Raw genomic sequence first — 26,169 nt, 5'->3', positions numbered from 1 at the left:
GATGCAAGCCTTCACCCGTCTCGACGGCCGCGCCGCGCCCCTGTCGCTGGCCAATATCGACACCGACCAGATCATCCCCAAGCAGTTCCTCAAGACCGTCGAGCGCGAGGGGCTGGGCAAGGGCCTGTTCTTCGACTTCCGCTTCGATCCGAACGGGAACGAGATCGCCGACTTCGTGCTCAATCGCCCGGAGTACAAGGGCTCGTCCGTGCTGATCGCCGGCGACAACTTCGGCTGCGGCTCCTCGCGCGAGCACGCGCCCTGGGCCCTGATGGACTTCGGGATCATGTGCGTGATCTCGACCAGCTTCGCCGACATCTTCAACAACAACTGCTTCAACAACGGCCTGCTGCCGGTGGTGCTGGCGCCCGACGAGGTCTCGCTCCTGATGGACGAGGCCAAGGGCGGCAACCACATGGTCAGCGTCGACCTGGAAGCCCAGACGGTGGTCTCGCCCTCGGGCAAGACCTTCAGCTTCCAGATCGATCCGGTGCGCAAGGAGAAGATGCTCAAGGGCCTGGACGCCATCGGCGAGACCCTGCAGCACGCCACCGACATCGACGTGTTCGAAAGCAAGCGCGCCATCGGCCAGCCCTGGCTGGAAAGCTGAGGCGTCGTTGCGTCCTTCGAGGCTCGCCTGCGGCTCGCGCCTCAGGATGAGGATGAGGATGCGGGTGCGTTGAACCCCTCATCCTGAGGCGCCCGCGCAGCGGGCCTCGAAGGACGCAAGGCCTTTCCTCCTGGACTTCCCATGACCCTGATCCTCGCCGGCTCCATCCGCATCGCGCCCGAGCGCCTGGAGGCCCTGCGCCCGCACCTGGCCGCCCAGGTGGCCGGATCGCGCGGCGAGCCGGGCTGCCTGGCCTATGCGCTGACCGAGGATCCGCTGGATCCGGGGCTGATCCGGGTTTTCGAGCACTTCACCGACGAAGCGGCCTTGGCCTTCCACCGCGCTTCGCCGCATATGGCCGCGTGGCGCGCGGCCTGCGCCGAGCTCGGCGTGCACGAGCGCCGCATGTCCTCCTTCGACGTTTCCGCCTATCGCGAGATCTGAAATGGCTACGCTTCTCCTGCTCCCCGGCGACGGCATCGGTCCGGAAGTCTGCGCGGAGGTGCGCCGCGTGGCGGCCGCCCTCGTGCCCAGCCTGGTGGTCGAGGAAGCCATCTACGGCGGCGCCAGCTACGACGCCCACGGCACGCCGCTGACCGACGAGGTGCGTGATCGCGCCCTGGCCAGCGACGCGGTGCTGATGGGCGCCGTCGGCGGTCCCAAGTGGGCGGACGCCCCGCGCCATCTGCGCCCGGAAGCCGGCCTCTTGAACCTGCGCAAGGCGATGAACGTCTACGCCAACCTGCGCCCGGCCTACTGCTTCGAGGCCCTGGCCGGCGCCTCCAGCCTGAAGACCGAACTGGTCTCGGGCCTGGACATCATGTTCGTGCGCGAGCTGGTCGGCGGCGTCTATTTCGGCGAACCGCGCGGCATCGACGTGCTGCCCGACGGCCAGAAGAAGGGCTACGACACCGCCCTCTACACCACCAGCGAGATCGAGCGCGCCGGTCGCGTGGCCTTCGAGCTGGCCCGTGGCCGCAAGAACAAGGTCCACTCGGCCGAGAAGTCGAACGTGATGGAATCGGGCCTGCTGTGGAAGCAGGTGATCACCGAACTGCATGCCCGCGAGTACCCGGACGTCGAGCTGGAGCACATCCTGGCCGACAACTGCGCCATGCAGCTGGTGCGCGCGCCCAAGCAGTTCGACGTCATCGTCACCGACAACCTGTTCGGCGACATCCTGTCGGACGCGGCCGCCATGCTGACTGGCTCGCTGGGCATGCTGCCCTCGGCCGCCATCGGCGATCCCAACAAGCCGGGCCTCTACGAGCCGATCCACGGCTCGGCGCCCGACATCGCCGGCAAGGGCCTGGCCAATCCGCTGGCCGCCATCCTGTCGTTCGAGATGGCCCTGCGCTGGTCGCTGAAGGAGGTGGAAGCCGCCGACCGCCTGCTGGCCGCCGTCAAGGGGGCGCTGGATTCGGGCGCGCGTACCCGTGATCTCGGAGGTGAACTTACCACTGTCCAGATGGGTGATGCGGTGTTGTGTCGCATCTGATTAAGTAGAATAGCGCTGTTATTCCAGCGTTTTGCAATCTGTGCTTAAGTTTTCTCGCCCAGTTCCTGCCTTCATCAAAAGAAGAGCCAGGGGCTGGGCGAGATGCGTTTCAACGACCTGAAAATTTCGGCGAAGCTGGGGATCGCGTTCAGCGCCCTGATCATCGCCTTCGTGATCTCCTCGGGCGTGGTGTTCACCAGCCTGCAGCGCATCCAGGAGGCCTCGGTCTCCAACCAGCGCAGTCTCTCCCTGGCCACCGAGGCCGAGGTGATGATGACCCTGGTCCTCGAACAGCAGAACGCCCTGCGCGCCTACGCCCTGCTGGGCGACGAGGCCTTCGCCCAGACCTACAAGGAGGGCGTGGGCCAGTTCGACAAGGCGCTGGACGCCTTCGAGGCCAAGACCACGGTTCCCGAACAGAAGGCCCGCATCCAGCGCCTGCGCGGCGCGATGGGCGAATGGCGCAAGACCATCGCCGAGCCCGCCATGACGGCGATGGCCAACGATCCGGTGATGGGCCGCGTCTCCGCTGGCGAACTGATGGGCCGCAAGAGCCTCACCGAGATCCGCGCCGTCCAGGACGAGCTGACGGCCGCCGCCAGCGAGCGCGTCGCCCTGCGCGCCAAGGAAATGAAGCAGGCCATGGACATGGCCATCCTGTCGCTGGTGCTGGGCGGGATCGCCGCCCTGGTCATCGCCGGCCTGATGGGCTGGATGCTGTCGGGCACCATCGGCGCCTCGGTGGCCGCCATGACCGCCGCCATGCGCCGCCTGGCCTCGGGCGACAACACGGTTGAAGTCCCCGCCGTCGGCCGCAAGGACGAGGTCGGCCAGATGGCCCAGGCCGTGCTGAGCTTCAAGGACGCCGCCATCCACAAGCTGCGCCTGGAAGACGAAGCCGTCGAGCAGCGCCGCATGACCGAGGCCGAGCGCGCCCGCGTCGAGGCCGACAAGGCCCGCAAGGCCCAGGAAGACGCCGTCGCCGTGTCGGCCCTGGCCGAGGCCCTGGGTCACCTGTCGAACGGTGATCTGACCTTCCGCATCACCGCCGCCTTCGCCCCCGACGCCGAGCAGCTGAAGACCGACTTCAACGCCGCCGCCGCCCGCCTGGAAGAAGCCATGCGCGGCATCAACGGCGCCGCCGGCGGCATCCGCGCCGGTTCCGAAGAGATCGCCCAGGCTTCCGACGACCTGTCGCGCCGCACCGAGCAGCAGGCCGCCAGCCTGGAAGAGACCGCCGCCGCCCTCGACCAGATCACCGCCACCGTCCGCAAGACCGCCTCGGGCGCCAAGGAAGTCTCCAGCCTGGTGGCCGGCGCCCGCACCGGCGCCGAGCGTTCGGGCCGCATCGTCGACCAGGCCGTCAGCGCCATGGCCGGCATCGAGCAGTCCTCGGGCCAGATCGGCAACATCATCGGCGTGATCGACGAGATCGCCTTCCAGACCAACCTCCTGGCCCTGAACGCCGGCGTCGAGGCCGCGCGTGCGGGCGACGCGGGCAAGGGCTTCGCGGTCGTGGCCCAGGAAGTGCGGGCTCTCGCCCAGCGCTCGGCCGAAGCGGCCAAGGAGATCAAGGGCCTGATCTCGACCTCGACCCAGCAGGTCGAGGCTGGCGTGTCCCTGGTCGGCCAGACCGGCGAGGCCCTGCGCGCCATCGTCGACCAGGTGGCCAGCATCGACGCCCTGGTCGGCGAGATCGCCGCCAGCGCCCAGGAGCAGTCCACCGGCCTGCACCAGGTGAACGTCGCGGTGAACCAGATGGACCAGGTCGTCCAGCAGAACGCCGCCATGGTCGAAGAGGCCACCGCCGCCACCCACTCGCTGAAGGGCGAGGCAGGCGAGCTGGCCGTGCAGGTCGGCCGCTTCAAGGTCGCCGGCGCCGCCATGGCCGCCTCGGCCCCGCGCGCCGCCACCCCGACCTCGCGCCCGGCCGCCAGCCCCGCCCGCGCCGCCCAGGCCCGCGCCGCCGCCTTCGCCAGCCAAGGCTCGGCCGCCGTGGCGGTGGACAGCTGGGAAGAGTTCTAAGGCTTCCCCCTCCGGGGGATCGCAAAGCCGAAGAGGGGAAGAGCTTCCGGGCTCTTCCCCTTTTTCGTTTGGGGCTGGCCGCCCCACCAAACCCTCTCTCTGAGAGAGAGGGAGGGGCCCGCGCCGCAGGCGCGGGAGGGTGAGAGGTTTCAGCGCTTCAAGATAGGGCTCCGCCCCCAGGCCAACCCCGTTCGTCATCCCGGAAAGCCCGTAGGGCTTATCCGGGACCCAGGGGGACCGGGCTCGGCGTCCAGACTGACCACCCGCCCGGTCGCCGATGCATTGCCGCAGGCCCCTGGGTCCCGGCTCTCCGCGCTACGCGCTGCGGCCGGGATGACGCGCTTTTGGGGGACCTAGAGCTTAGAGCCGGCGAAAGGCCATCGACCGCCGCCGAGACAGGTCGCGCGGACCATCCTTTGGCAGGAAGCGCAGGATCAGAAACCAGGCGAGCGGTCCAGCGCCCGCCAGCAAGTGGTTGCCCAGGAAGATCGGCTCCTGCAGCCAGCCCCACAGGGCGTAGGCGAACAGCAGCACCGCAAGAAGTCCGGAGCGAAGGATTGGACGGTGCGTTTGCCGCTCCCGCGCCATGAGCCATCCGAAGGCCCAGGTCAGGGCGAAGAAGGCCAGCATCCCAGACCAGCGGCAGCTCAGAAGCCGAACGACGTCTTCCATCGTCTCCGTCATCGACGGGCTCGGTCAGGCCGCCGCCACCGCGCCCGTCGTGCGGCGCAGACGCCAGAAGCGGATGGTGCGCAGGGCGCTTTCGCGGGGCAGGGCGGCGTAGAGCTCGCCATACGCTTTCGCCTTGCCCATCACCTCGTCGGACGGGTCCAGGATCAGGAGGGCGAAGGTCAGGAACAGGGCGCGGTCGAAGTCGGCCGCCTTGCAGACCACGGCCAGGCCGTCGAGCTCCTTGCGCTCGAGGATCTTGCGGGCGGTGTGGAAGTCGATGTCGGCCATGTCCGACAGGGCGCAGAGGAACAGGGTCGTCTGCCGGGCGCGCAGCATGCTGGCCAGGGCCTGGGGCGTGATGCGCCCCCGGGCCTTGATCAGGCCAAGCTCGTGCATGGCGCCGTCATAGTCGGCCGGCAGGGCGCCGTCGCGGGCGGCCAGGCGGTTGCGGCCGGCGGCCAGGGCCGCCTCCAGCACCGCCGGGTCGACGCTTTCGTTGCGGGCCATGATCCGGTCGCGCAGCCGCGCCTCGGCCACGAAATACATCTCGTTGAGCAGGTCGATCGGCAGGCTCTGGCGGTCGATCACCGCCTCGTGCAGGGCCGGGTTGGCCTGGGCGCGGTCGACCACGGTCTCGTGGGCCTGGCGCGACAGCTGCGCGCCCTCGTTGCGGATCAGGACGCCCAGGGTGTCGTCGTCGCCGCGCGCGACGATGGCGTCGGAGACGGCGCTGGGCACGTGGGCCCGGCTGGAGATCGCCCGCAGGTGCTCCTGGCCCTGGGTCTGGGCCACGTGCAGCAGATCAGCGTCCGACAGCGGGGTCGCGCCGGTCAGGATCGGGCGGGCCACGGCGATGCTGTCGGCGGCCAGGTTGCGCACCAGGCTGGGCGGCGGCGCGGCCGACTGGCCCAGGCGCTCGGCCAGCTCGACGCGCACGGCCTCTTCCATCTCGCCGGCCAGCTGGCCCATCACCTGGTCGAACAGGCCCATCTCCACCGCGCCGTGGTCGTCGCCGGTGAAGAACAGGTCGGTCACCCCGCGCAGCAGCTCGCGGCGCTTGGCGCTCGACGGCTCGTCGGCCAGGGCGATCAGGTCATGCAGCCGCGATTGCAGCATCAGAAATCGCTCTCCTGGGCGGTGGTCTTCTTCTTGCGCGACGCCGAGGTCGAGGTGTCGCGGCCGGCGTCCCGGGCGGCCTCCGCCAGCCAGTCGGCCGAGCCGTGCTGGGGCTCGTCATCCATGGGGGCGGTGGCCACGGCGGCCGGGTCGACCGCCATCAGCACCGTGTTGGGCGGGCCGGGGGCGGCGATCTGGTCCGGCGTCAGGCCGAACATCCGGCCGACCGAATAGGTGCGCGGCGCCAGGCCCTCGGCGGCGCGGGGATTGGCGTAGGCCGGCGCGGCGGCGACCTGCGCCGGGGCGGGGGCCGGGCGCGGCTGGACCTGGACGGGCGGGGGGCCGCCGGCCAGTTCGTTCGACGGATAGACGCGCGGCGCGGCGGGCGCGATCGGGGCTGACGCGACCGGCGGGCTGTAGAGGCTGGTCGGCAGGGCGCCCTGCTGCTGGGGCTGCTGGGGCTGCGCCGGCCCTTGCGGAACGTAGCGCGGCTGCGGCGGCTGGACCTGCTGCGCAGGCGGGGCGTTGGCGTAGCCGGCCCAGGCGGCCATCGGCGCGGGGCGTTCGGCGGCGCGGGAAGAAGTATCGGCTGCGGCGGGCGTTGCGGGCGCCTCCACCTTGCCGGCCCAGCCCAGCATCGGCCCGCGATAGGCCGAGGCGGCGGCCTGGGCGCGCGGGCTGCGCGGCCCGTAGCGGCTCTCGCGCACGTCGTCGGCGTGCGCCGGTAAGGCGACGCTGGCGAGCAGCAGCAGTGACAGAACGAGGCGCATGCCGGTCCGGACGGAGTCTTGTCAGTCTGCAACCCTTAGCCGAAGCCGCTTAATCGCCGCCTAACGGCGCCGTGCGAAAGGTCGGGGATGCGACCATTGTTCCCTCTCTCAAAGAGAGAGGGTTTTCTACCGTCCTCGCCACCAGGCCAGCAGCCGCGCCTCGGCCGCGCCGAGGGCCGCGTGCAGGGCCACGCCCATAGCCGCCAACACGGCCAGGGCCGCGAAGCCGCGCGCGGTCTGCAGGCGGTTGAAGCTTTCCAGCATCCGCCAGGCCAGGCCCTGGCTTGATCCCGAGCCGGCCACGAACTCGGCCGCCACCGCGCCGACCAGCGCAAGGCCGGCGGCCACCTTCAGGCCTTCCAGGAGCGCCGGCAGGGCCGAGGGCAGGCGCAGTCGCCACAGCCGCTGCCAGCCGCTGGCGCCGTGCAGGTCGAACAGGCGCGACAGGTCGGGATCGGCCGCCTTCAGACCGGCGACGGCGCCCGAATAGATCGGGAAGAAGGCGATCACGGCGGCCAGCGCCGTCACCGCCCGGCCCGGATGCTCGATGCCGGCCCAGATGGTCACCAGCGGCGCTATGGCGATCACCGGCGTCACCTGCAGCACGGCCGCCACGGGGGCGAAGGCGTCCTCGACGATCGGCCTCAGCGCCGCGCCGAACGCCATGGCCAGGGCGACCAGCGCCGCCAGCGCCAGCCCCGCCAGCGCCGTCGACAACGTGCCCCAGGCGCTGAGCGCCAGCAGCGGTCCGGCCTCGACCAGCGCCCCGGCGATCTGCGACGGGGCCGGCAGCAGGTAGGCCGGCACGTGCAGCACGCGGCAGGCGCCTTCCCAGGCAGCCAGCAGGAAGGTCACGAACAGGATGGGAGCGAGGCGGCGGGTCATGGTGCGGTCCCCCTCCGGCCCTTCGGGCCACCTCCCCCAGAGGGGGAGGATCTGGCCGGCGCGTTTAGATGCTCCCCCTCTGGGGGCGCTGTCGGCGAAGCCGACTGAGGGGGCTGCGCCAGCAGCGCGGAAACCGCCTCCACCGTCTGGCGGAACGCCGCGGTGGTGCGGAACCCCGCCGGCCGCACCAGCGGCCCCTCGACCACGACCTCGCCGGCCACGACGCCCGGTCCCGGCGTCAGCACCACCACGCGGCCGGCCATGTAGACGGCCTCCTCGACATTGTGGGTGACGAACACCACGGCCGGCGACAGCGCCGCGCACAGGGCCAGCACGTCGTCGGCCAGGGCGCGGCGGGTGATCTCGTCCAGGGCCGCGAACGGCTCGTCCAGCAGCAGCAGGCGCGGAGCCGTGACCAGCGCCCGGGCCAGCGAGGCCCGCATGGCCATGCCGCCCGACAGCTGGGCGGGGCGGGCGTCCTGGGCGCCGTCCAGGCCGACCTTGGCCAGGGCCTCGCGCGCCTTGGCCCGGGCCTGCGCCTTCTGCATGCCGGCCAGCTCCAGCGGCAGGGCGACATTGGCCGCGGCGCTCATCCACGGCGCCAGGGTGGGGGCCTGGAACACCACCGAGGTCTCGCCCTTGCCGGCCGCGCGGCTCACGGTTCCGCGCGTGGGCTGCTCCAGCCCGGCCAGCAGCCGCAGCGCCGTCGACTTGCCGCACCCCGACGGCCCGACCAGCGCCACCACCTCGCCGGCGGCCAGCGCAAGGTCGACCGGCCCCAGGGCCCGGCCGCGCGGATAGTCGACCTCGACGGCCTGGAGAGAGGCGATGGTCACTTCGGCAGGAAGGCCAGGCTGTAGGCCTGCTTGTAGTCGAGGGTCTTCGGATAGACCCCCTGGTCGGCGGCCACGTCGAAGAACTGCGCCCAGCGCGCGTCGGTCATGGCGCCGATCCCGTCCTTGGGCACGATGCCGTAGCCGCGCATCTTGTCCCGGGCCTGGTCGAGCAGGTCCTGGGTCATTTCGGGGTTGTCCTTGAGGATCAGGGCGTCGCCGGGTTTGGCGTCGCCGTAGAGATAGCTCTTCCAGCCGGCGGCGATGGCGTCGCTGATCGCCTGCACCTGGGCGGGCTTGTCGGCGATCATCCTGTCGGTCACCAGGGCGAACGAGGCGTAGGCCGGATAGCCGTCGTCGGCCAGCAGGAACACCGCCGGCTTCTCCCCGCCCGCCTTCTCGATCAGATAGGGCTCGGAGGTCGCGTAGCCCTGCTGGATCAGGCTCTTGTCGGCCAGGAACGGGGCGACCGAATAGTTGTACTTGCGCACCTGGGCGTCGGTGAAGCCGTGCTTGGCCTTCAGCCACACCCAGAAGGCCGTCACCGAGGCGTCCGACAGCAGGATCGGCTTGCCCTTCATGTCGGCGATGCTGGCGACGCCCGTTCCCGGATGGGCGATCAGCACCTGCGGGTCCTTGTCCATGTAGGCGGCGACGGCTTTGACCGGCACGCCCTCCTTGGCGAGGTTCAGCACGATGAAGCTGTTGGAGCCGACGCCGACGTCCACCGCGCCGGTGGCCAAGAGCTGGGGCACGTTCACGCCCGGACCGCCCTGGACGATGGAGACGTCCAGCCCGCGCTTTTCGAACTCGCCCGTCGCCACCGCCTGGTAGTAGCCGCCCAGCTCGGCCTGCGCCCGCCAGTCCGTGGCCAGCTTCAGCTTCGTCAGGCCCGGCGCGGCGTCCTTCTTGGTCGGCGAACAGGCGCTCGCCAGCAGGGCGAGGCCGGCGGCGGTCACGGCGCGGCGCGAAAAGGTCATGGCGGATCCCCCGGGTGCGGTGCGGCGCGGAGGTTAGCGGGGGCGATCCCTCAGGCAAAGCCTTTCAAGGCTTCCTGTCGCCGAGCTCAGCCGTGGGTTTCGCGCACATGCCCCTTGGCGATGACGATCGCGGCGGCGATCACGCCGCAGATCGAGGCGAGCAGCCCGACGACGACGCTCGCGCCGGCGTTGACCAGCAGGGCGCCCGCCAGCAGGCTGGCGGTCACGCAAAGAAAGCCGATGTCCTTGAGGATCGAGGCGGGCCCGCCCAGCAGCCGGCGGCCGTAGATGCCGGCATGTACGAGCGCGATCGCCAGGATGTACGGGAGCATGACGTCCTCGTTTCGGCCCAAGGTGCGCAAGCCTCGGGCAAAAGCGCCAAGCTTGGCAATCCGGAATCCGATGTTCCAGGCGACGCGCCGACAAAGATCCTCCCCCTCTGGGGGAGGTGGCGCGGAGCGCCGGAGGGGGGGCGTTTTCAGCTTGCGGGGTTCAGGCCGGCGATCGCGCCACGCCCCTCTCCGTCGGCTTCGCCGACACCTCTCCCACGGGGAGAGGGTCTCTAGGAGCCCGCCTCCAGCCAGCGCCCGACCTTGGCGTACAGCACCTCGCGCTGCACGGGTTTGGCGATGTGGTCGACCATGCCGGCGGCGAAGCAGCGCTCCACCTGCTGGGGCAGGGCGTCGGCGCTCATGGCGATGATCGGCACGCGGCCGGCCGCGCCTTCCAGGCCGCGGATGGCCCGGGTGGCGGCCAGGCCGTCCATCTCGGGCATGTGGATGTCCATCAGGATGATGTCGAAATGGCCGCGCGCGGCCGCCGCCAGGGCCTGGCGGCCGTTCTCGGCGGTCTCGACGTGGCAGCCCGCCAGGCGCAGCAGGCCAACTCCGATCTCGCGGTTCATCGGATGGTCGTCGACCAGCAGGATGCGGGCGGCCCTGGGGTCGCGGGCGACTTCGCGCACCGGCGCGGCCAGGGGCTCGGCCTCGGCCGCCGGCAGTTCGAACCAGAAGCACGAGCCGTGTCCCGGCGCGCTGTCGGCCCCGATCCGGCCGCCCATCAGCTCGACCAGCGACTTGCTGATCGCCAGGCCGAGTCCTGCGCCGCCATAGGCGCGGGTGGCGCCGCTGTCGAGCTGCACGAAGCGCTGGAAGAGCCGCGCCTGGTCCTCGATCGGCACGCCCACCCCGGTGTCGGCGACCTCGAAGCGCAGGCGGTCCTCGACCTCGCCGGGCTCGACGATCAGCCGGGCGACGATCTTGCCGCGCTCGGTGAACTTCACGGCGTTGTTGAGCAGGTTCAGCAGCACCTGGCGCAGGCGCAGGGCGTCCAGGTCGTGCAGGCCGCCCACCGGGTCGATGACGTCGATCTCGATGGCCAAGTGTTTGGCCTCGGCTTCCGGGCGGACGATGCCGACCGCGTCATGCAGCACCGCCTCGGCCGAGGCCGGCTGCAGCATCAGCTCCACCTGGCCGGAATCCACCCGCGAGACGTCGAGGATGTCGCTGACCACGGTCAGCAGGGCCGCGCCCGCGGTGTCGATCATGCCCACCTGGCGATGGGCGTCGGCGGGCAGGTCGCCGCGGCTGGCCAGCAGCTGGGCGAAGCCGAGGATGCTGTTCAGCGGCGTGCGGATCTCGTGGCTCATGGTGGCCAGGAACTCGGTCTTGGCCTCGGCCGCCGCCAGCGCCCGGGCGCGGGCCGCGCGGGTCAGCTGCTCGCGCCGCACCAGCAGGCGCCGCAGCCGTTCCTGCTGGGCCAGCGCCAGGCCCGCCGCCAGGGCGGTGACGAACACCACGGTGACGAAGCACTGGATCAGCCGGGTCATCTGGGCCGGGTTCCACGGCGCCAGCAGCTGGCCCAGGAAGATGTTCCAGACCCCCAGCGGCAGCGACACGACGGCGATGGTCAGGGCCGCTTCGGCCGCCCCGCGCGGGCCCAGGCGGAAGGCGCACAGGATGGCGGCCGGGAACAGCACGAAGGGCAGGGGCGCGCGGGTGTCGTGGAACACCGCCGCCGTCAGCACCGCCATCAGCAGGAAGAGGCCCAGGCGTTCGCCGGCCGAGCGGTGGAAGGTGCGCTTGTGCTCGGCGTCGATCAGCACCAGCACCGAGGGCACGATCAGGGCCATGCCCAGCGCCCCGCTGACGAACCAGTCGCGCCACAGGGCCATGAACGGCGCGCCGTCCAGCAGGCTCAGCAGGGCGGCGGCGACGGCGGCGGTCACCGCCACCACCGGGGCGATCACCGTCACCAGCAGCGCCAGATGGCGCATGGTCCGCACCCGGGGCGGCCCGCCGAACGCCCGCCGCACGGCCTCGCGCGCGCCCCAGGCCTCGATCAGGTTGACCGCGGTGAACACCAGGGCCCGGTCCAGGCTGTCGCCGAAGGCCAGGCAGACGGCGAAATGCAGGACGCCGATGACGATGGTCAGGATCAGGCGGCGGGGCGGACCCAGCGCCATCAGGCCCACGGCCAGCAGCGCCGTGCCGGGCCATAGGGCCGCCACGCCCGTCGGTCCGCGCGTCAGGCCGTCGCTGAACAGCTGCGTCACGACGAAGGCGGCCGCCAGCACGAGCAGCAGCACCGTCTGACGGCGGGTCTCCTGTAGGGCGGCGCTTCGCGTCATTCTTGATCCCGTTCCCCACGGCTTCTACGCCGAACAACGGTTTCAGTTTCGGGAGCAATGCCTTCTGTGACGCTTTGCCGCAATGGCTTTCGGTAGTGTCGACTATCCGACCAAGGGGCCGGTTTCCTTGGCGGGCAAGGAATGTCGCCCGCGCGAGCGGGACGATTTTGAGTCGACCTGCGGGAGTTTTCCGGGTGTGAAAAATCTTGGGTTGCGCCCTTTCGCCGGCTCGCGGTGAAACCGGCAATTCTACGTAAAGGTGCAATTATGACGTAGACAATCGCAAAAGTTAACTTAGCCTGTGCTCAAGCTTTTGGGGGAAAGCATGGGTTTGAGGCGAGAGGCGGCGGACGGCGGCGACGACCGGGGCGGCGGCAAGGACGGTGATCGGCGGAAGAAGCGCAGCGACGAGCCCGAGCGGGTGCCGGACAAGGGCGCGATGCTGCTTCACCTGAAGTACGCCAAGCCGGCCAAGGACAAGCGCCCGATCTACTATATCGGCCCGTTCGGCAGCCGGGTGAGCTTCCAGTCGCAGCAGAGGCGCGCCCTCAACGTCGTGGGCTCGCTGATGGAGCTCAAGGAGATTTCCAGCGAGACCGACATCGTCATCGTCGGCGCGGGCGTCGCCGGGATGACGGCGTTCGCCGCGCTGTCGTCCGGCGGCTACAAGGTGCGCCTGTACGAGCGCAACTCCGCCGTCCTGACGCTGCAGGAAGGCTCCACGCATCGCTACATCCATCCGACGGTGAATTTCTGGCCGGACACCGACGCGGACCGCACCACGCGCCTGCCGTTCTTCGACTGGTACTCGTCGGACTGTCCCAACGTGATCAAGACCTTCCGCGACCAGTGGGATCACGACGCCGACAAGGTCGTCCGGCGGGACCCCAGGCTGCCGAAGAGGGTCAAGGATCTGACGCAGTCGGACCCGCTCTTCGAGTACGACCTGAAGTTCCAGGCCTATGACCCGGTCTCAAAGCGAGTGAGCCTCGTCGACGAGACGCGAAAAGAGACCATCGAGGCGGACCTGGTGCTGGTGGCCATCGGTTTCGGCGTCGAGGACAACCTCGGCGACGAGAGCCAACGGCCCTACTGGAAGGATGATCGGCTGGTCAATCTCGCCGGTCAGGAAGGGCAGGAGATCCTGATCAGCGGCGCCGGCGATGGCGGCCTGATCGATTGCCTGCGACTGGTCTATGGCGGCTTCAAGAAGGGCGATTTCGCGCTCGACGTCATCGATGCCCTGGAGTGCGGACCCTATTCCCCGCGCGAGGCTTTCCAGGCCCTTGAGGACGACGCCCGCAAGGAGAGCGACGCCAATCGCCGGGCCGAACTGTTCGCCGAGCGATATGCCGCGTTGCTGCCGAAGCTGAATCGTTCGGCCCGCGACCTTCTCGAGCATGCTCTCATCAAGAAGGCGAGCGGTGGCTTTCCCAACAAGATCAGGCTTCTGGGGCGTTTCAGCGCGCCCTACGAGTTGGGCGCCGCGCCGATCAACCGCTTGCTTCTGGCCTTTGCGCTCAGTCACAAGGCGCTGACCTTCGAGCACGGTTCTCTAGAGCGTGTCGAGGGCGCCTACTATCTGAAGAAGAAGGGGAAAAAGACGGCGGTCCCTGGAAAGGTCAAGGTGATCGTCCGGCATGGTCCACTCAACGCGCTTGGCGGGTTCCTGACCAAGAACGAGGTGAAATCGCTCCGCGAACAGCAGCAGGAGCCAGAAGATTTCGCCAGCGAAGGCTCCTTCCCGAACAAGTACTTCGTGCCCGCGAACACAGAGTACCCCTGCCGCTTCCGCACGCCGGGAGCTTTCGCCAATATCCGGTGGCCGTTGGCCTATCGTTTTCTGTCCGAGCGCTTCGGCGCTGTGACCAAGGTTGGTGGGAGTGATCCGGAGCCATGCTTCGTGGTCGATGACGTGATCTCCGTGCCGGAGGTGACGCATGCCGACATCGCCGGTCTTCCAGAGCATGTCTTCGGCATTCCCGTTGAACGGCGCCAGCGGCCCAAGGGGCAGGATACCTCGGCGGCGCCGCTGCCATGAGAGACGCTTCCGTCAATGAAAACGCGCTCGCCTCGGGCGCGGCGCTTTACGCGTCCGATCGTGACCGCCTGGGCGTGGCCGGCCTGCTGGTCAGCGACAGCCACGGCGAGGTGTTCGCGGTGTCGCACGTCGGCGTGGGGATCGCCGGGTCGCCGCGCATCAGCGTCGGCGGTCATGTCGTTTCCCTCAAGCCGCAGGTCTTCGAGGCTTCGTCGGACCTCCGCGACGCCGTGGGCCATCCCAGCATCTCCCGTCTCGTCGCCTTTTTCCGGGTCGACCAGAGCGTGCTGGTCGACCCGGCCATCCCGGGCGCGCGCGAAGCGGCCGAGGCCGAGCATCCCGTCGACGCGCTGGGCGAGACCCTCGACCTCGTCATCGGCGACAGCGCCAGCCAATGGCGGATCGTCGCCATCGGCGGTCGCGCCAGCTTCCTGAGCGTCTCGGGCGACCGGCGCGACTACGGCGACGTGATCGAGTGCGAGCCCGTCGGCCCGCTGGCGTCGCCGCCGGCCGCCGCCGGGGCGGTGCTGTTCACGCAAGGCGGCGCGCCCGTCGGCATGCTGGTCGGCTGGCGCGGAACGATCGGCCTGTTCGCGCCGCTGCGCACCGTCCTGTGGAACGCCGAACTGGAGCCGCTCACCGCCGAGACGGCGGCCCAGCACAACAGCTGGCTGGTCAAGCGCTACGCCGCCGACGCGCCGGAAATGGCGCTGTCGCGGGCCGAACTGCGGGCCATCGGCCTGTCGCGGACGGCGCGCGGCGCTCGGCTGCGCTTCAGCCGCACGCCCAGCTTCCGGTTCGCCGTCCTGCCGTTGCGCACGCCGCCCGACGAGACCCGGCTGATCGGCCTGGAGGTGCTGAAGGAGGAACTGCGCGCCGCGGCCCCGCGCCAGTCGAAGAAGGGCTATTCCTCCAGCCTCGACAAATGGCTGTCGAACGCGCTGCGGCGGCGAGACGCCAGCGGCAGCATCGACGACCTGCGCGCCGCCTTCGCCCCCCTGTTTCTGGGCAATCCCGATCGCCCCGCGCGGGAAGTGATGGCCGCGCTGCAGCAGGTCCACTCCTCCAAGCGCGAGCAGGCCGTGCACTTCGCGCTGGACCGCCTCAGCCGGCGGCCCCGCCCGAACAAGGGGCGCGAGCGCACCCTGCTGTGGTGGCTGATCCATGAGTTCCTGATCCGGCCCGGCAGCCCGCTGAACTTCGATCTGGAGAACGACATCTTCCGGCGGGTCGCGTTCAGCCTGACCCCGGCTATCCAGGCGCTGAAGCAGGCGCCGGACTCCGAAGACCTGCGCGACGAGATCTATGCGATGGCCGAGGTGGCCATGGCGATGGCGTCGTCGGACCGGCGCGACGGCCTGATGCGCACGGCCGCCAAGCGTTTCGAGAACGAGCCGCGCTGGGGATCGTACTTCGCCACCAGGCTGCTGCTGCAAAAGCTGCGCGAGCGCAAAAGCGGCCTCGTGGCCGTCATCAAGCACAATCGGGAGCTCGTCGGCATGGTGCGGGGGCATGAACGGGCCCAGGCGCACGGCGACGACCTGGCCAGTCCGCTGGACCAGCTGGTCGGGCTGGTCGTCAGGCAGGGCGAGGCGGCGGACGAGCTCCCGCAGGTGCTGCTCGCCCTTTCGGGCCTGCCCGCGGCTCCGCCGCCGCCGAGCTTCGAGGCGATGACCAAGGAAATTGAAGCCTTCCAGGCGAAGGTTGCGGAGCTCCTGCCATGACCGGCCCCGATCCGCGCTCGTTCGCCGACTACCAGCGCGCCGCGACCAACCTGCGCGGCTCGCTACGCCGCAACCAGTGGGACAGTCGCGCCCTGCTGAAGGACGACGTTCGCATCCGCTACGTCTTCGACACGAACGTCTTCCTGTTCCACGCCGACCTGGAAGACCAGTCCAACCAGATGGAGGACCTGGCCAGCCTGCTGGGCATCGACACGCACGACCCGTTCCTGGAGGCCATGGAGCGCCTCACCGCCGACTACATGTTCAGCGGTCGCCTGCCCGGCCAGCGGGGCGAGCCGGCCTATCTGGCGAGCCAGCATTTCACCGAGATCGTCGACCGATCCTACGCCATCGAGCGCAGGCTTTCCGCCGTGCTGCCCGCCGACCCGGCGACCCGCAGGCGCATCCGCGACATCCTGTCGAGCGGCGGCGCCGCGCCCGCGGACCGGCTGCAGGAACTGCAGAGACTGATCCCGAAGGCCTGGCTCAGGTCCCTGCACACGCAGACCCACTTCAAGGAGGTGCTGCAAACCTTGCAGGGCGATCGGCCGAGCGTGACGCCGCTGCACCACGTCCAGTGGGGGTGGGAAGCCGGGCGTCCCCTCGAGATCGACGTCGAAGATTGGGTGCAGGCGCTGGGGCAGGCGCAGCCCAATCGCGACATCAATCGCAGCCAGGACGCGCGCGCCATCGCGACGATGGTGGATCTCTATCGCAACGACGTCGACGCGCTGTTCGACGATCGCAAGACCATCTACCTGTTCGTCACCACCGACGCGACGATCCTGCGCGCGGTGGCTTCCCGCATCACCGAACTGCGGTCCGAGGGCATTCCCTACTTCGTGCGCACGCCGCGCGACTTCTCGCCCCTGCTGAACATCAAGTCGATGGGCGAGGTCTATGCGCGCAACCGCCACGCCAACACGCGCGACCTGGAAGGCATCTTCCGCAAGCTCAGCTCGGCCCTCGACTGGATCGAGGTCGGTTCTTCGACGGCGTCGCTGGACGAGTTGCAGACCGCCTGGCGCGCGTTCTCGGAGAACTCGACCTTCCTGAACGCCGAGTATTTCGAGAAATCCGACCGCGTCCTCTTCAAGGGGCTCAACGAGTTCATCTCCGAGCACTACGAGACCAGCGTGGAGACGCTGCGCACGACGCTGGACCAGTTGCGCCAGAAGCACGTGACGGTGGTCCTCGACAGCGCCCTGGCGGCCACGATCGCCAACCGCGACCCGGAGGGGCGGACGCTGTCGCGCCGGGCCCAGTTCAAGCCGATCGGCCGGCAGGTGTTCGACGGTCTCATCGGCGGCCATCGCACGGTGGGCGAGTTCGTCGACATGGTGATCGCCAAGCGCACCCTGCCCGAGGACACCGACGCGCGGATATCCAACAATCCGGGCCAGCCCAACATCGCCATGCTGGTCGCCTGCCTGTTCCTGGCGGCCGAGGACTGGAGCGCGGCGGCGGACTTCGCGGGCCAGGCCGTCGCCAAGCTCGACTCGAAGGCTCCCCCGGCGCTGGCGGCCGAGGCCTGCTATCTGCGGGCGCTGTGCCTGAGGTTCTCGATGCGGTCGGACCGGGAGTTCGCCAAGGCGCGGCGCCAGCTGGAGCGCAACATCGTCGCCTATCGCGGCAAGAACGGCGTCGAGGACAAGTGGAGGAACCTGCGCGACCGCATCGAGCGCGCCACCCTCTATCTTTCCGCCGTCTCGATGCAGGCCATCTCGCGGCTGGGCCTGGAAGGGCGCGAGCGGCCGGCGCGCGGAGCCAACTATCTGCCGCCCGAGCTGGAGCGCGAATACTTCCTGGTGGGCATGCGCGAAAGCGTGACCGCGCTGAGCGAACTCGAAGACAACTTCTCGGGTTCGGCCGTTCCCGGGGCGACCATGCGCGAGCTCTATCTCGGGCTCGAGATCCAGGCGGTGACCAACCTGGCCGGCGCCTGGATCTTCGCCGCGGCGCTGCCGCACCTGCAGGCCGTCCCGGAAAGCGATCGCGCCGACGTGCTGAGGCGTCTTCGGACGATCATCGACGAGGCCGAGGCCGAAAAGCGCCCGCTGCGCGAGACCCAGCACATCTACGCGCTGATCCTGCGGTCGCTGGAAAGCGGCTCGGAGACCCAGCGGCGGATGTTCGGCGGGCTGGCCCTGCAGCGGATCACGGCGCTGATCGACCTGCACAAGCGGATGCCGATCAACGACCGCGTGCGCTTCACCTATCTCGCCGAGTGGCTGGAGCCGCAGGAAGAGCCGGTGTCCTCTTAAGGGGGCGAGAGCCCAGGAAAACGCCAGTCATCCCGGCGCTCTGCTTCGTTGCGGCCGGGATGACAAGCCTTGGGTCGTCGAGACGTGGCTCGGTGAAAGCGGGGGCCTGAGGCGTACGCGGCCTTGGGGCGGATCGACATTCAATCGCTTGCGCCGATTTTTCACCGAGCATCCCCGCCTTCGCGGGGAAAATCGGCCTATTGGGCGTCGCGGTTGGATGAATGTCGATCCGCCCTAGGCCGCCTCGGTCTCGGCTCCGAGCCAGCGGTTCAGCGTGGCGATCAGCACGTCGCGCTGGATGGGCTTGGCGACATGGTCGACCATGCCGGCCTGGCGGCAGCGCTCGATCTGCTGGGGCATGACGTCGGCCGACAGGGCTATGATCGGCGCGCGGCCGGCTGCTCCGGGCAGGGCCTTGATGGCGCGGGCGGCGGCCAGGCCGTCCATGCGCGGCATGTGGATGTCCATCAGGATGATGTCGAAGTCGCCGGCCGCGGCGGCGCGCACGGCCTCGTCGCCGTCCTCGGCGGTCTCGACCGCGCAGCCGGCCAGGATCAGCATGGCCGCGCCCAGCTCGCGGTTCATCGGATGATCGTCGACCAGCAGCACGCGGGCGGCGGCCTCCTGCTCGGGGGCGGGGCCGTCGGCGGCGCAGACCGGCTCGGCCGGGGTGGTGAACCAGAAGGTCGCGCCCTGGCCCGGCGCGCTGTCGACGCCGATCTCGCCGCCCATGCGGGTGACCAGGGTCTTGCTGATCGCCAGGCCCAGCCCCGCGCCGCCGAACGCGCGGCTGATCGAGCCGTCGGCCTGGGAGAAGCGCTGGAACAGCCGTCCCTGCACCTCGGGCGCGATGCCGATGCCGGTGTCGGCGACGGTGAAGCGCAGGCGTTCGGGGCCGCCGGGATAGGTGGTCTCCAGCCGCACGCTGGCCCGCACCGCGCCCGCGGCGGTGAACTTCACGGCGTTGTTGAGCAGGTTCAGCAGCACCTGGCGCAGGCGGGCCGGATCGAGGGCGTAGTCGAAGCCCGCCGGCAGGTCGGCCTCGACCGCCAGCGACAGGCCCTTGGTCTGGGCGTCCAGCGCGATGATCGAGGCGGCGTCGGCCAGCAGGGCGGCCGGGTCGACGGCCTCGGGCCGCAGCTCCACGCGCCCGGCCTCCAGCCGCGAGAAGTCGAGGATGTCGTCGACGATGGTGGCCAGCGAGCCGCCGGCCTGGGCGATCAGCTCCAGCTTGCGGCGGCCGGCCGGGCTGAGGCCGTCCTCGGTCTCGGCCAGCAGGTTGGCGAAGCCCAGCACGCTGTTGAGCGGCGTGCGGATCTCGTGGCTCATCGTGGCCAGGAAGTCGGTGCGGGCCCGGCCGGCGGCCTGGGCGCGGGCGCGGGCGGCGCGGGCGGCGGCGCTGCGCCGTGCCATCAGTCCCTTGAGCCGTTGCTCCTTGTACAGCGACAGGGCCGCCGCCAGGCAGGTGAAGAAGATCGTGGTGACGAAGGCCTGCACCATGCGGATGCGCTCGATCTCGGCCCAGCGCGGGGCCAGCCGCGCGATGCCCTCGCCGGCCACCGTCATCGGGGCGGTGATGGCGATGACGATCACCGCGCTCCAGGCCGCGCCGCGCGGCCCCAGCTGGAAGGCCGCCAGCATCGCCGCCGGGAAGATCAGGAACGGCATCGGCGTGCTGGGCTTGAGGAAGGCGAAGGCCGTCGCCGCGGCCACCAGGGCGTAGAGCCCCGCCTGGATCGGCAGCGGCCGCTGGAAGGCCTCCTCGTTGGTCGGGTCGAGGATCACCAGGGCCGCGGGCAGGGCGATGATCATGCCCATGCTGTTGCAGGCGGCCCAGGCGGTGAAGAACGGCCACAGGTCGGCGCCGGCCGCCGGGGCCGCCACGCTGGATCCCAGGGCGGCGATGGTGACCGTGATCGGCAGCATGGCCGCCACCAGCACCAGCGCGTGGCGCACGCTGCGGATCGACGGGCGCGGCCCGCGCAGCCGCCGGGTCAGGGCCGCGGCCGCCAGGCTCTCGGCCATGTCGCAGGCGGTGTAGACGGCGATGACCGTCCAGGGGTCGCCGGCCAGGGCGTGCACCGCCAGGTTGGTGACCAGGGCCACGCCCAGCAGCAGCCGCCGGCCCAGCGGGTCCATACGCAGCAGACCGGCCGCCAGTATGGCGTTCATCGGCCACAGCGAGGGCATGCCGTTGCTGTCGCGGGTCAGGAGGTCGCTGAACAGGAACGAGCCGACATAGGCGCAGACCAGCGCCACCAGCAGTCCCCAGCGGACGCCGGCCAGGTGGACGCCCGCAGGCTGGTCCCGTCGTTCGGCTCGTGCGCTCAAGGCCCCTTTGTCCCCCATCCGGGCGCTGTCGCGACCGGAACCCTCTACCACCACGCCCGGCCCGAGAAAGGGTTAAGGCGCTGCGCTTTTTCCGTGCGCCGGGCCGTCGTGCGACGTTCGGTCGCGCTCCGGCGGCTGGCTCAACGCCCGCGACACCGCCGCCAGCAGTTCGTCGCGGCGGATCGGCTTGGCCACGTGGCCGTCCATGCCCGCCGCGCGGCAGCGGGCCACCTGCTCGGGCAGCACGTCGGCGCTCAGCGCCAGGATCGGCGTGTCGCCCACCGGCCCGTCGAGGGCGCGGATGGCCCGGGCGGCGGCCAGGCCGTCCATGCCCGGCATGTGCACGTCCATCAGGATCAGGTCGAAGCCGCCGGTGCGGGCGGCCTCCACGGCCTGGAAGCCGTCCTCGGCGGTGAACACCTGACAGCCGGCCAGGGTCAGCAGAGCATCGCCCAGCTCGCGGTTCATCGGGTGGTCGTCGACCAGCAGCACGCGGGCGGCGGCGGCCCGCTCGGGGCCGGCGGCCGGCGCGGGCGCGGGGGCCTGGGCGGCCTGCGCCTCCAGGACGATGTGGAACACGGCCCCCACGCCTAGCGCGCTCTCGACCCAGATCGCCCCGCCCATCTGGCCGACCAGCGCCTTGCTGATCGCCAGTCCCAGGCCCGTGCCGCCATAGGCGCGGCTGATCGAGCTGTCGCCCTGGCTGAACCGTTGAAAGAGCCGCGCCTGCACCTCGGGCGCGATGCCGATGCCGGTGTCGGCCACCGAAAAGCGCAGCAGGCCAGGATCGGGGCCGACCGACAGGCGGGCGGTGACGCCGCCCTGGGTGGTGAACTTCACGGCGTTGTTGAGCAGGTTCAGCAGCACCTGGCGCAGGCGCGTCTCGTCCAGGGAGAACAGCGCCTCGGGATCCTGGCCCTCGCGGCCCTCGACCTCGACGGTGACGGTCAGGCCCTTGCCTTGTGCTTCGGGGGCGATGATGGCGGCGGCGTCGCGCAGCAGGGCTGCGGGGGAAGAGGGGGTCAGGACAAGCTCCAGGCGACCGGCCTCGACTTTCGCGAAGTCGAGCAGGTCGCTGACGATTTCAGCCAGCGAGCGGCCGGCGCGTCCGACCAGGTCGAGGCGGCGGCGGTTCTCGGGCGACAGGTCGGCGTCCTCGGCCACCAGGGCGGCGAAACCGAGGATGCTGTTCAGCGGGGTGCGGATCTCGTGGCTGATGGTCGCCAGGAAGTCCGACTTGGCGGCGTTGGCGGCCTGGGCGCGGGCCTGGGCGGCGCGGGCGGCGGCCTGGCGGCGCACCAGCAGGGCCGACAGCCGCGTCTGGCGGCTCAGCGCCAGGGCCGCGGCCATGCTCACCGCATAGAGCACGACGTGGAACAGCAGCAGGTGGCGCATCGGCTCGGCCGCGGCCTTGGGGTCCAGGCCCACGATCGACAGCACCGCGGGGATGGCGAAGGCCAGGGCGGCCATCACCGACAGCGCCGCCGCGCGCGGGCCGCCGCGGAACGCCGCCAGCAGAACCGGCGCGAACACCAGCACCCGCATCTGCGGCGGGCCGGTGAACACCGTCCACGACACCGCGGCGATCACCGCCAGGCCGGCGGCCGGCTCCAGCCAGCCGCGCACGGGAAAGGCCTCGGCGTGGCGGCGGTCCAGAAGGATCAGGATGGTCGGCAGGGCGATGGCCACGCCCAGGACGTTGCTGGTGGTCCAGCCGCTCCAGCCGGTCCAGAAGCCGCCGCCCTCGGCCAGCGAGGCCACGCCGTTGACGGCGATCGAGGTCACCGCCGTGAACACCGCCGACACCGCCGTCAGCACCAGCAGGCCACGCATGCTGCGCACCTTGCCCGGCAGCCGCAGCAGCCGCAGGGCGGCGGCCGTGGCGGCGATCTGCACGCCGTCGAGGATGGTCACGGCCAGGGCGAAGGCGCTGCTGTTGCTGGTGGTCAGGCTCAGCGCCAGGTGCAGCACGGTGGTCACCGCCAGCAGCACCGCGCCGCGCTGGCGGTCCAGGGTCATCAGGCCGGCGATGATGACGGCGTTGGCCGTCCAGATGGTGGCGATCTCCTGCGCCGCCCCGGTCAGGAACAGGCTGTAGGCCATCGACGCCACATAGGCGAGCGTCAGCCCCGCCGGCCGCCGCCAGCGACGCCACAGCGCCGCGCGATCGCTCGCGATGTCGAAGCGGCCGAAACCCAAGTCCTCAAACCCCCAGGCTTCCAACCGAAGGCGGCCGGAAGCTGTCGGGTTCCACCATGACCACGAAACGTCGGTTTTTGGTTAAGTGGGGGGCTTGGTGTGCAGGGACTTTCTCCAAGATTGCATAAATTGTGCGAGCTCGTCTAAGCGTGGAGTCCTGTCAGGGGGCTTGCATGAAAAGGCCGTTCTTCAACGCGTCCATCGCGGACTTGGAGCGAGAGTACGAGAACGCAGCGGGCGATGTGGCGCGCCTGAAAGTCTTGAAGGCGGAGCTCGTCCATCGCGATAAGCCGAGAGGTCGGGCCCTCGCGGGCAAGGTCGCCGCCAGCCTGGCGCTCCACGCAAAGGCGCGAATGAAGCCGAAACCGGCCGCTCCAGCGGCCCCCGCAATGGAAGCGCCTCGCCAGTCGAAGCCGCCCGAGCGACGCGAGGCGTCCGAACGCCTGCAGTCCGCCCGACCCGAACCCAAACCCAAACCCAAACCCTATCCGACGCAGACCGACGCGCCAGTCGGCGTGTTGGATGCGTGGACGGCCCTGGAGGTGCTGTCTCCGCCCAGCTTCCGACGTGTCGAGCAATTGGCTGGCGGCGATCGCACTGCCGTGGCCAAGTTGGAAGGCGACCTGCCGTGGGAGCGCGGGTTGAGGGCCAGGCCAGGTTCGCGCCTCTATTACCAGGTCGTGCTCGGGACGATCGACCTGCCCGAGGCGGTCAAGGGGCTGCTCGAGCTCTATGCCGACAAGCGGGCTGAGCGGCCCGGAGTTAGCGGACAGGCGATCCTGGCGGTGGTGATCGTCGACAGGGAGGGACGCCCCGTCGAGGATGACCCCGCCCATGTGGCCAGCTTCGGCTGGGGGTTACCGACGGCCCTGGCTGGCGGGTTGGACCGGCTTGCCCAGTGGCCGGCCGTCGAAGAAGGGCTGAAGACCGGCCTGACCGAGCGTATCCGCGACCTCGACCGCAAGGGCGAAGCCAAGCCGCTGACCCGTGCGATGATCGATGCGGCCTATCGCTGGCTGGTCAGCGCGCTCGGCTTGCCGGCGGACCTCGTCAAGCCACCGAGTTTCGCCATCCGCAGCTTTGTGCCTTTCAGGAGCGCCGAGCCGCCCGAGCCCCTGTTGCTCAACAGCTTCTATCTGAAGGACTTGGCGCGGGCGCGTCACCTGTTCGCGCGCAACGCCGCGCCGGATCTGCTCAAACGCTATCTCGGGGTGCTTCGGCCGGCGGCACGCCCAGACCTGTTCACCGACCGCGCTGCGCTGGCCAGGGCTCTGGATCCGGCCCGCTACTCGCCTGGGCGTTGGCCAGGCAAGGGCCGCCACCCGCTGGCGCTGCTGCAGCAGGCGGCGGTCAATCTGGCGCTGGAGGAGGGCAAGGCGGGCGGCGTGCTGGCCGTGAACGGGCCGCCAGGCACTGGCAAGACCACACTTCTGCGCGACTTGGTCGCGGCGCTGGTGACCGAACGAGCGCGCAGTATGGCGACCTTCGCCAATCCGGCAGACGCTTTCCACACGACGGGCAAGAAGCTCAAGGCCGGCGCCGGCTGGCTGCACCTCTACCGTTTGGACGAGCGTCTGAAGGGCTTCGAAATGCTGGTGGCCTCGTCGAACAACGGCGCGGTCGAAAATGTCAGCGCGGAGCTGCCGGGACAGAGCGCCGTGGCTGAGGATGCGACGGATCTTCGCTATTTCAAAAGCCTGTCGGATCAGTTGCTGCAACGATCGACCTGGGGCTTGGGCGCGGCGGTGCTCGGCAACGCTGGCAACCGCTACCGCTTCAGCCAGACCTTCTGGTGGGACAAGGACGTCGGCCTGTCGACCTACCTGTTCGCCGCGGCCGGAAACGAAAGCCTCGTCGAGTCCGATGATAACGGTCCGCCCCGCAAGCCGCGGATCGTCAAGCAGGAGGACCCGCCGCGCGATCAGCTTGATGCTCTGGAGCGTTGGAAACAGGCGCGGCGCCGGTTCAATGCCGCCCTCAGGGCCAGTCGCGCGACGCTGGACGAGCTGGAGTTCGCCAGGATCGCGGCCGCGCGACTGCCTGCTCTCCGCAGGTCGGTGAACGCCTGGGCCGATCTGGCGTCGCGCCGCCCAGGGTTCTGGTCGCGACTGTTCTTTACGCGGACCTTCCGCACTTGGCGGAAGGCGGCGCTTGACGCCAGGGAGGTCGCGGGTCGCGATCTCGTCGCGGCGGGTCCGGTCATCGATAAGGCGCTGGCCGTTGCATTGCAGGATGCGATGGCTGAACTCGCGCCCAGGGCCGCGTTGTTGGTACCGGCGCGGGTGGACTTGGACCGTGTGGCCGATGCTGCCGATCGGCGTCGGCTTGAGATTGGCGAACGTTTCGTTGATGCGGCGTTCTTCGCGCGCGATGAGGCGACTTGGCAGAAAGCCAGTCCCTGGCTGGACGCCGCCGCCCAACGGGCGCGCGACGATGTCTTCATCGCCGCCATGGCCCTGCACAAGGCCTTCATCGACGCCGCCGCCAAGCCACTGCGCCACAATCTCGGGGCGATGATGAACGTGCTCGGCGGCGCGAGTCTGGGCGACGCCGAGAAGGACGCCCTGATCCCCGACTTATGGTCGTCGCTGTTCCTCGTCGTGCCGGCGCTGTCGACCACCTTTGCCTCGGTCGACAAGATGTTGGGGCGACTGCCGCCTGGCGCTTTGGGTTGGCTGCTGATTGACGAGGCTGGCCAGGCCTTGCCGCAGGCCGCCGTTGGGGCGCTGATGCGGGTGAAGCGTGCTGTGATCGTCGGCGATCCAGTGCAGATCCCGCCTGTGGTCACCCTGCCCGAAAGCCTTACCGCCGCCATCCACCGACGGTTCGGCGTCGATCCCGATCCTTTCAACGCCCCAGGGGCCTCGACCCAGACCCTGGCCGATAGCGCCACGCCCTACATGGCCGAGTTCCAGGCCAGCGTCGGCAGTCGAACGGTTGGCGTGCCGCTTTTGGTGCACCGTCGTTGCTCCGAGCCGATGTTCAGTATTTCCAATCACGTGGCCTATTCGGGAAAGATGGTGCAGGCCAAGACCCCGGAGGCGTCGCCTATCGCCGAGGTTCTGGGTCCTTCGCGCTGGATCGACATTCAGGGCTCGGCCCAGGACAAGTGGTCGCCCGAGGAGGGTGCGGTGGTCATCGACCTGCTCGGAAAGCTGGTCGCCGCCGGGGTCACGCTCGATCTCTATGTGGTCACGCCTTTCGTGGCCGTGGCCGAAGGCCTGCGGCGGCTAATCATCGAGACGGGCGTTCTGGAGGGCGTCGTGGACGATGTTCGGGCTTGGACCCGTGAGCGGGTGGGCACTGTCCACACCGTCCAGGGGCGCGAAGCTGAGGCCGTGATCTTTGTGCTCGGCGCGCCCCTGCCTCAGCAGGCTGGCGCGCGAGGCTGGGCCGGAGGCGAGCCCAACCTGCTTAACGTCGCCGTGACACGGGCCAAGGAGGCGCTCTACGTCGTCGGTTCGCATGAGCGTTGGCGGACGGCCGGAGTATTCGGGGTGCTGGCGTCGCGCCTCGAAGCCACCCCGCCCCCTTGAGCCCCGCCGCCGCTCATGCTCTCTTCCGGCTAATTGTCTGACAAATAGCTTTGGGG

The 26,169-nt window shown here is 69.9% G+C and carries 17 protein-coding genes and 1 pseudogene; 8 read left to right on the top strand and 10 right to left on the bottom strand.

Annotated elements, in window-relative coordinates:
• Position 1 precedes the first annotated feature (1 nt).
• From leuD to G5B46_RS07780, 4 genes are all read left to right on the top strand, one after another.
• Positions 2-610: a 3-isopropylmalate dehydratase small subunit gene (gene leuD / locus G5B46_RS07795; RefSeq protein ID WP_165257450.1), complete on the top strand. Its 609-nt coding sequence runs from the start codon at positions 2-4 to the stop codon at positions 608-610.
• A gap of 141 nt (positions 611-751) precedes the next feature.
• Positions 752-1,054 carry a putative quinol monooxygenase gene (locus G5B46_RS07790; protein WP_165257448.1) on the top strand — a complete coding sequence of 101 codons (303 nt, stop codon included), beginning with the start codon at positions 752-754 and terminating at the stop codon, positions 1,052-1,054.
• A gap of 1 nt (position 1,055) precedes the next feature.
• On the top strand, positions 1,056-2,108 hold the full coding sequence (leuB, locus tag G5B46_RS07785) for a 3-isopropylmalate dehydrogenase (protein ID WP_165257446.1): 1,053 nt from the start codon (positions 1,056-1,058) through the stop codon (positions 2,106-2,108).
• Between the two features lie 102 nt (positions 2,109-2,210).
• Positions 2,211-4,133 carry a methyl-accepting chemotaxis protein gene (locus tag G5B46_RS07780; protein WP_165257444.1) on the top strand — a complete coding sequence of 641 codons (1,923 nt, stop codon included), beginning with the start codon at positions 2,211-2,213 and terminating at the stop codon, positions 4,131-4,133.
• A gap of 360 nt (positions 4,134-4,493) precedes the next feature.
• Here G5B46_RS07780 and G5B46_RS07775 read toward each other — a convergent pair whose 3' ends face one another.
• The 8 genes and pseudogenes from G5B46_RS07775 to G5B46_RS07740 all read right to left on the bottom strand — a co-directional run bounded on the left by G5B46_RS07775 (position 4,494) and on the right by G5B46_RS07740 (position 12,018).
• A complete protein-coding gene (locus G5B46_RS07775; RefSeq protein ID WP_165257443.1) occupies positions 4,494-4,817 on the bottom strand; it encodes a hypothetical protein in 324 nt (107 codons plus the stop codon).
• 12 nt (positions 4,818-4,829) lie between these two features.
• The gene (locus G5B46_RS07770; RefSeq protein WP_165257442.1) at positions 4,830-5,921 is read right to left on the bottom strand and encodes a DUF2336 domain-containing protein; all 1,092 of its coding nucleotides are present in this window, start codon (positions 5,919-5,921) and stop codon (positions 4,830-4,832) included.
• Positions 5,921-6,691: a hypothetical protein gene (locus tag G5B46_RS07765; protein ID WP_165257441.1), complete on the bottom strand. Its 771-nt coding sequence runs from the start codon at positions 6,689-6,691 to the stop codon at positions 5,921-5,923. Before G5B46_RS07765 ends, G5B46_RS07770 begins: the two co-directional genes overlap by 1 nt.
• 126 nt (positions 6,692-6,817) lie before the next feature.
• Positions 6,818-7,576 (bottom strand): ABC transporter permease, encoded by a 759-nt coding sequence (locus G5B46_RS07760; protein ID WP_165257440.1) that lies wholly within the window; start codon positions 7,574-7,576, stop codon positions 6,818-6,820.
• A 116-nt stretch (positions 7,577-7,692) separates the two neighbouring features.
• Positions 7,693-8,412: pseudogene (locus tag G5B46_RS07755) on the bottom strand (ABC transporter ATP-binding protein); the annotation flags it as partial.
• Entirely contained in the window at positions 8,409-9,389 is a 981-nt protein-coding gene (locus G5B46_RS07750) for an ABC transporter substrate-binding protein (protein WP_165257438.1), read from the bottom strand. The pseudogene G5B46_RS07755 and the gene G5B46_RS07750, both read right to left, overlap by 4 nt.
• Positions 9,390-9,475: 86 nt before the next feature.
• Positions 9,476-9,721 (bottom strand): hypothetical protein, encoded by a 246-nt coding sequence (locus tag G5B46_RS07745; RefSeq protein ID WP_165257437.1) that lies wholly within the window; start codon positions 9,719-9,721, stop codon positions 9,476-9,478.
• Between the two features lie 230 nt (positions 9,722-9,951).
• Positions 9,952-12,018, bottom strand: coding sequence for an ATP-binding protein (locus G5B46_RS07740; RefSeq protein ID WP_165257436.1), 2,067 nt, complete (start codon positions 12,016-12,018; stop codon positions 9,952-9,954).
• A gap of 301 nt (positions 12,019-12,319) precedes the next feature.
• Here G5B46_RS07740 and G5B46_RS07735 point away from each other — a divergent pair, with 301 nt between their 5' ends.
• From G5B46_RS07735 to G5B46_RS07725, 3 genes are read left to right on the top strand one after another with little or no spacing between them, the layout of a single operon-like run.
• Entirely contained in the window at positions 12,320-14,059 is a 1,740-nt protein-coding gene (locus G5B46_RS07735; protein WP_165257435.1) for an FAD-dependent oxidoreductase, read from the top strand.
• Positions 14,056-15,783, top strand: coding sequence for a hypothetical protein (locus G5B46_RS07730; protein ID WP_165257433.1), 1,728 nt, complete (start codon positions 14,056-14,058; stop codon positions 15,781-15,783). Before G5B46_RS07735 ends, G5B46_RS07730 begins: the two co-directional genes overlap by 4 nt.
• Complete coding sequence (locus G5B46_RS07725) at positions 15,780-18,047, top strand: hypothetical protein (protein WP_165257432.1); 2,268 nt, start codon at positions 15,780-15,782, stop codon at positions 18,045-18,047. Before G5B46_RS07730 ends, G5B46_RS07725 begins: the two co-directional genes overlap by 4 nt.
• A gap of 234 nt (positions 18,048-18,281) precedes the next feature.
• Here G5B46_RS07725 and G5B46_RS07720 read toward each other — a convergent pair whose 3' ends face one another.
• Positions 18,282-20,378: an ATP-binding protein gene (locus G5B46_RS07720; RefSeq protein ID WP_240903374.1), complete on the bottom strand. Its 2,097-nt coding sequence runs from the start codon at positions 20,376-20,378 to the stop codon at positions 18,282-18,284.
• 72 nt (positions 20,379-20,450) lie between these two features.
• Entirely contained in the window at positions 20,451-22,577 is a 2,127-nt protein-coding gene (locus G5B46_RS24685; protein ID WP_276611518.1) for an ATP-binding protein, read from the bottom strand.
• Positions 22,578-22,750: 173 nt separating this feature from the next.
• Here G5B46_RS24685 and G5B46_RS07710 point away from each other — a divergent pair, with 173 nt between their 5' ends.
• Positions 22,751-26,113 (top strand): ATP-binding protein, encoded by a 3,363-nt coding sequence (locus G5B46_RS07710; RefSeq protein ID WP_165257428.1) that lies wholly within the window; start codon positions 22,751-22,753, stop codon positions 26,111-26,113.
• The last annotated feature ends 56 nt before the right edge of the window (positions 26,114-26,169 follow it).

It is taken from the genome of Caulobacter sp. 602-2, from assembly GCF_011043625.1.
Classification (GTDB): domain Bacteria; phylum Pseudomonadota; class Alphaproteobacteria; order Caulobacterales; family Caulobacteraceae; genus Caulobacter.
The sequence above is the reverse complement of the archived record's forward strand: the minus strand, read 5'-3'. Positions and strand labels throughout refer to the sequence as shown.

Excerpts from the sequence above, each read along its gene's own strand:
- leuD (WP_165257450.1), top strand. The coding sequence starts at position 2 with ATGCAAGCCTTCACCCGTCTCGACGGCCGCGCCGCGCCCCTGTCGCTG.
- G5B46_RS07790 (WP_165257448.1), top strand. The coding sequence starts at position 752 with ATGACCCTGATCCTCGCCGGCTCCATCCGCATCGCGCCCGAGCGCCTG.
- leuB (WP_165257446.1), top strand. The coding sequence starts at position 1,056 with ATGGCTACGCTTCTCCTGCTCCCCGGCGACGGCATCGGTCCGGAAGTC.
- G5B46_RS07780 (WP_165257444.1), top strand. The coding sequence starts at position 2,211 with ATGCGTTTCAACGACCTGAAAATTTCGGCGAAGCTGGGGATCGCGTTC.
- G5B46_RS07775 (WP_165257443.1), bottom strand. The coding sequence starts at position 4,817 with ATGACGGAGACGATGGAAGACGTCGTTCGGCTTCTGAGCTGCCGCTGG.
- G5B46_RS07770 (WP_165257442.1), bottom strand. The coding sequence starts at position 5,921 with ATGCTGCAATCGCGGCTGCATGACCTGATCGCCCTGGCCGACGAGCCG.
- G5B46_RS07765 (WP_165257441.1), bottom strand. The coding sequence starts at position 6,691 with ATGCGCCTCGTTCTGTCACTGCTGCTGCTCGCCAGCGTCGCCTTACCG.
- G5B46_RS07760 (WP_165257440.1), bottom strand. The coding sequence starts at position 7,576 with ATGACCCGCCGCCTCGCTCCCATCCTGTTCGTGACCTTCCTGCTGGCT.
- G5B46_RS07750 (WP_165257438.1), bottom strand. The coding sequence starts at position 9,389 with ATGACCTTTTCGCGCCGCGCCGTGACCGCCGCCGGCCTCGCCCTGCTG.
- G5B46_RS07745 (WP_165257437.1), bottom strand. The coding sequence starts at position 9,721 with ATGCTCCCGTACATCCTGGCGATCGCGCTCGTACATGCCGGCATCTAC.
- G5B46_RS07740 (WP_165257436.1), bottom strand. The coding sequence starts at position 12,018 with ATGACGCGAAGCGCCGCCCTACAGGAGACCCGCCGTCAGACGGTGCTG.
- G5B46_RS07730 (WP_165257433.1), top strand. The coding sequence starts at position 14,056 with ATGAGAGACGCTTCCGTCAATGAAAACGCGCTCGCCTCGGGCGCGGCG.
- G5B46_RS07725 (WP_165257432.1), top strand. The coding sequence starts at position 15,780 with ATGACCGGCCCCGATCCGCGCTCGTTCGCCGACTACCAGCGCGCCGCG.
- G5B46_RS07710 (WP_165257428.1), top strand. The coding sequence starts at position 22,751 with ATGAAAAGGCCGTTCTTCAACGCGTCCATCGCGGACTTGGAGCGAGAG.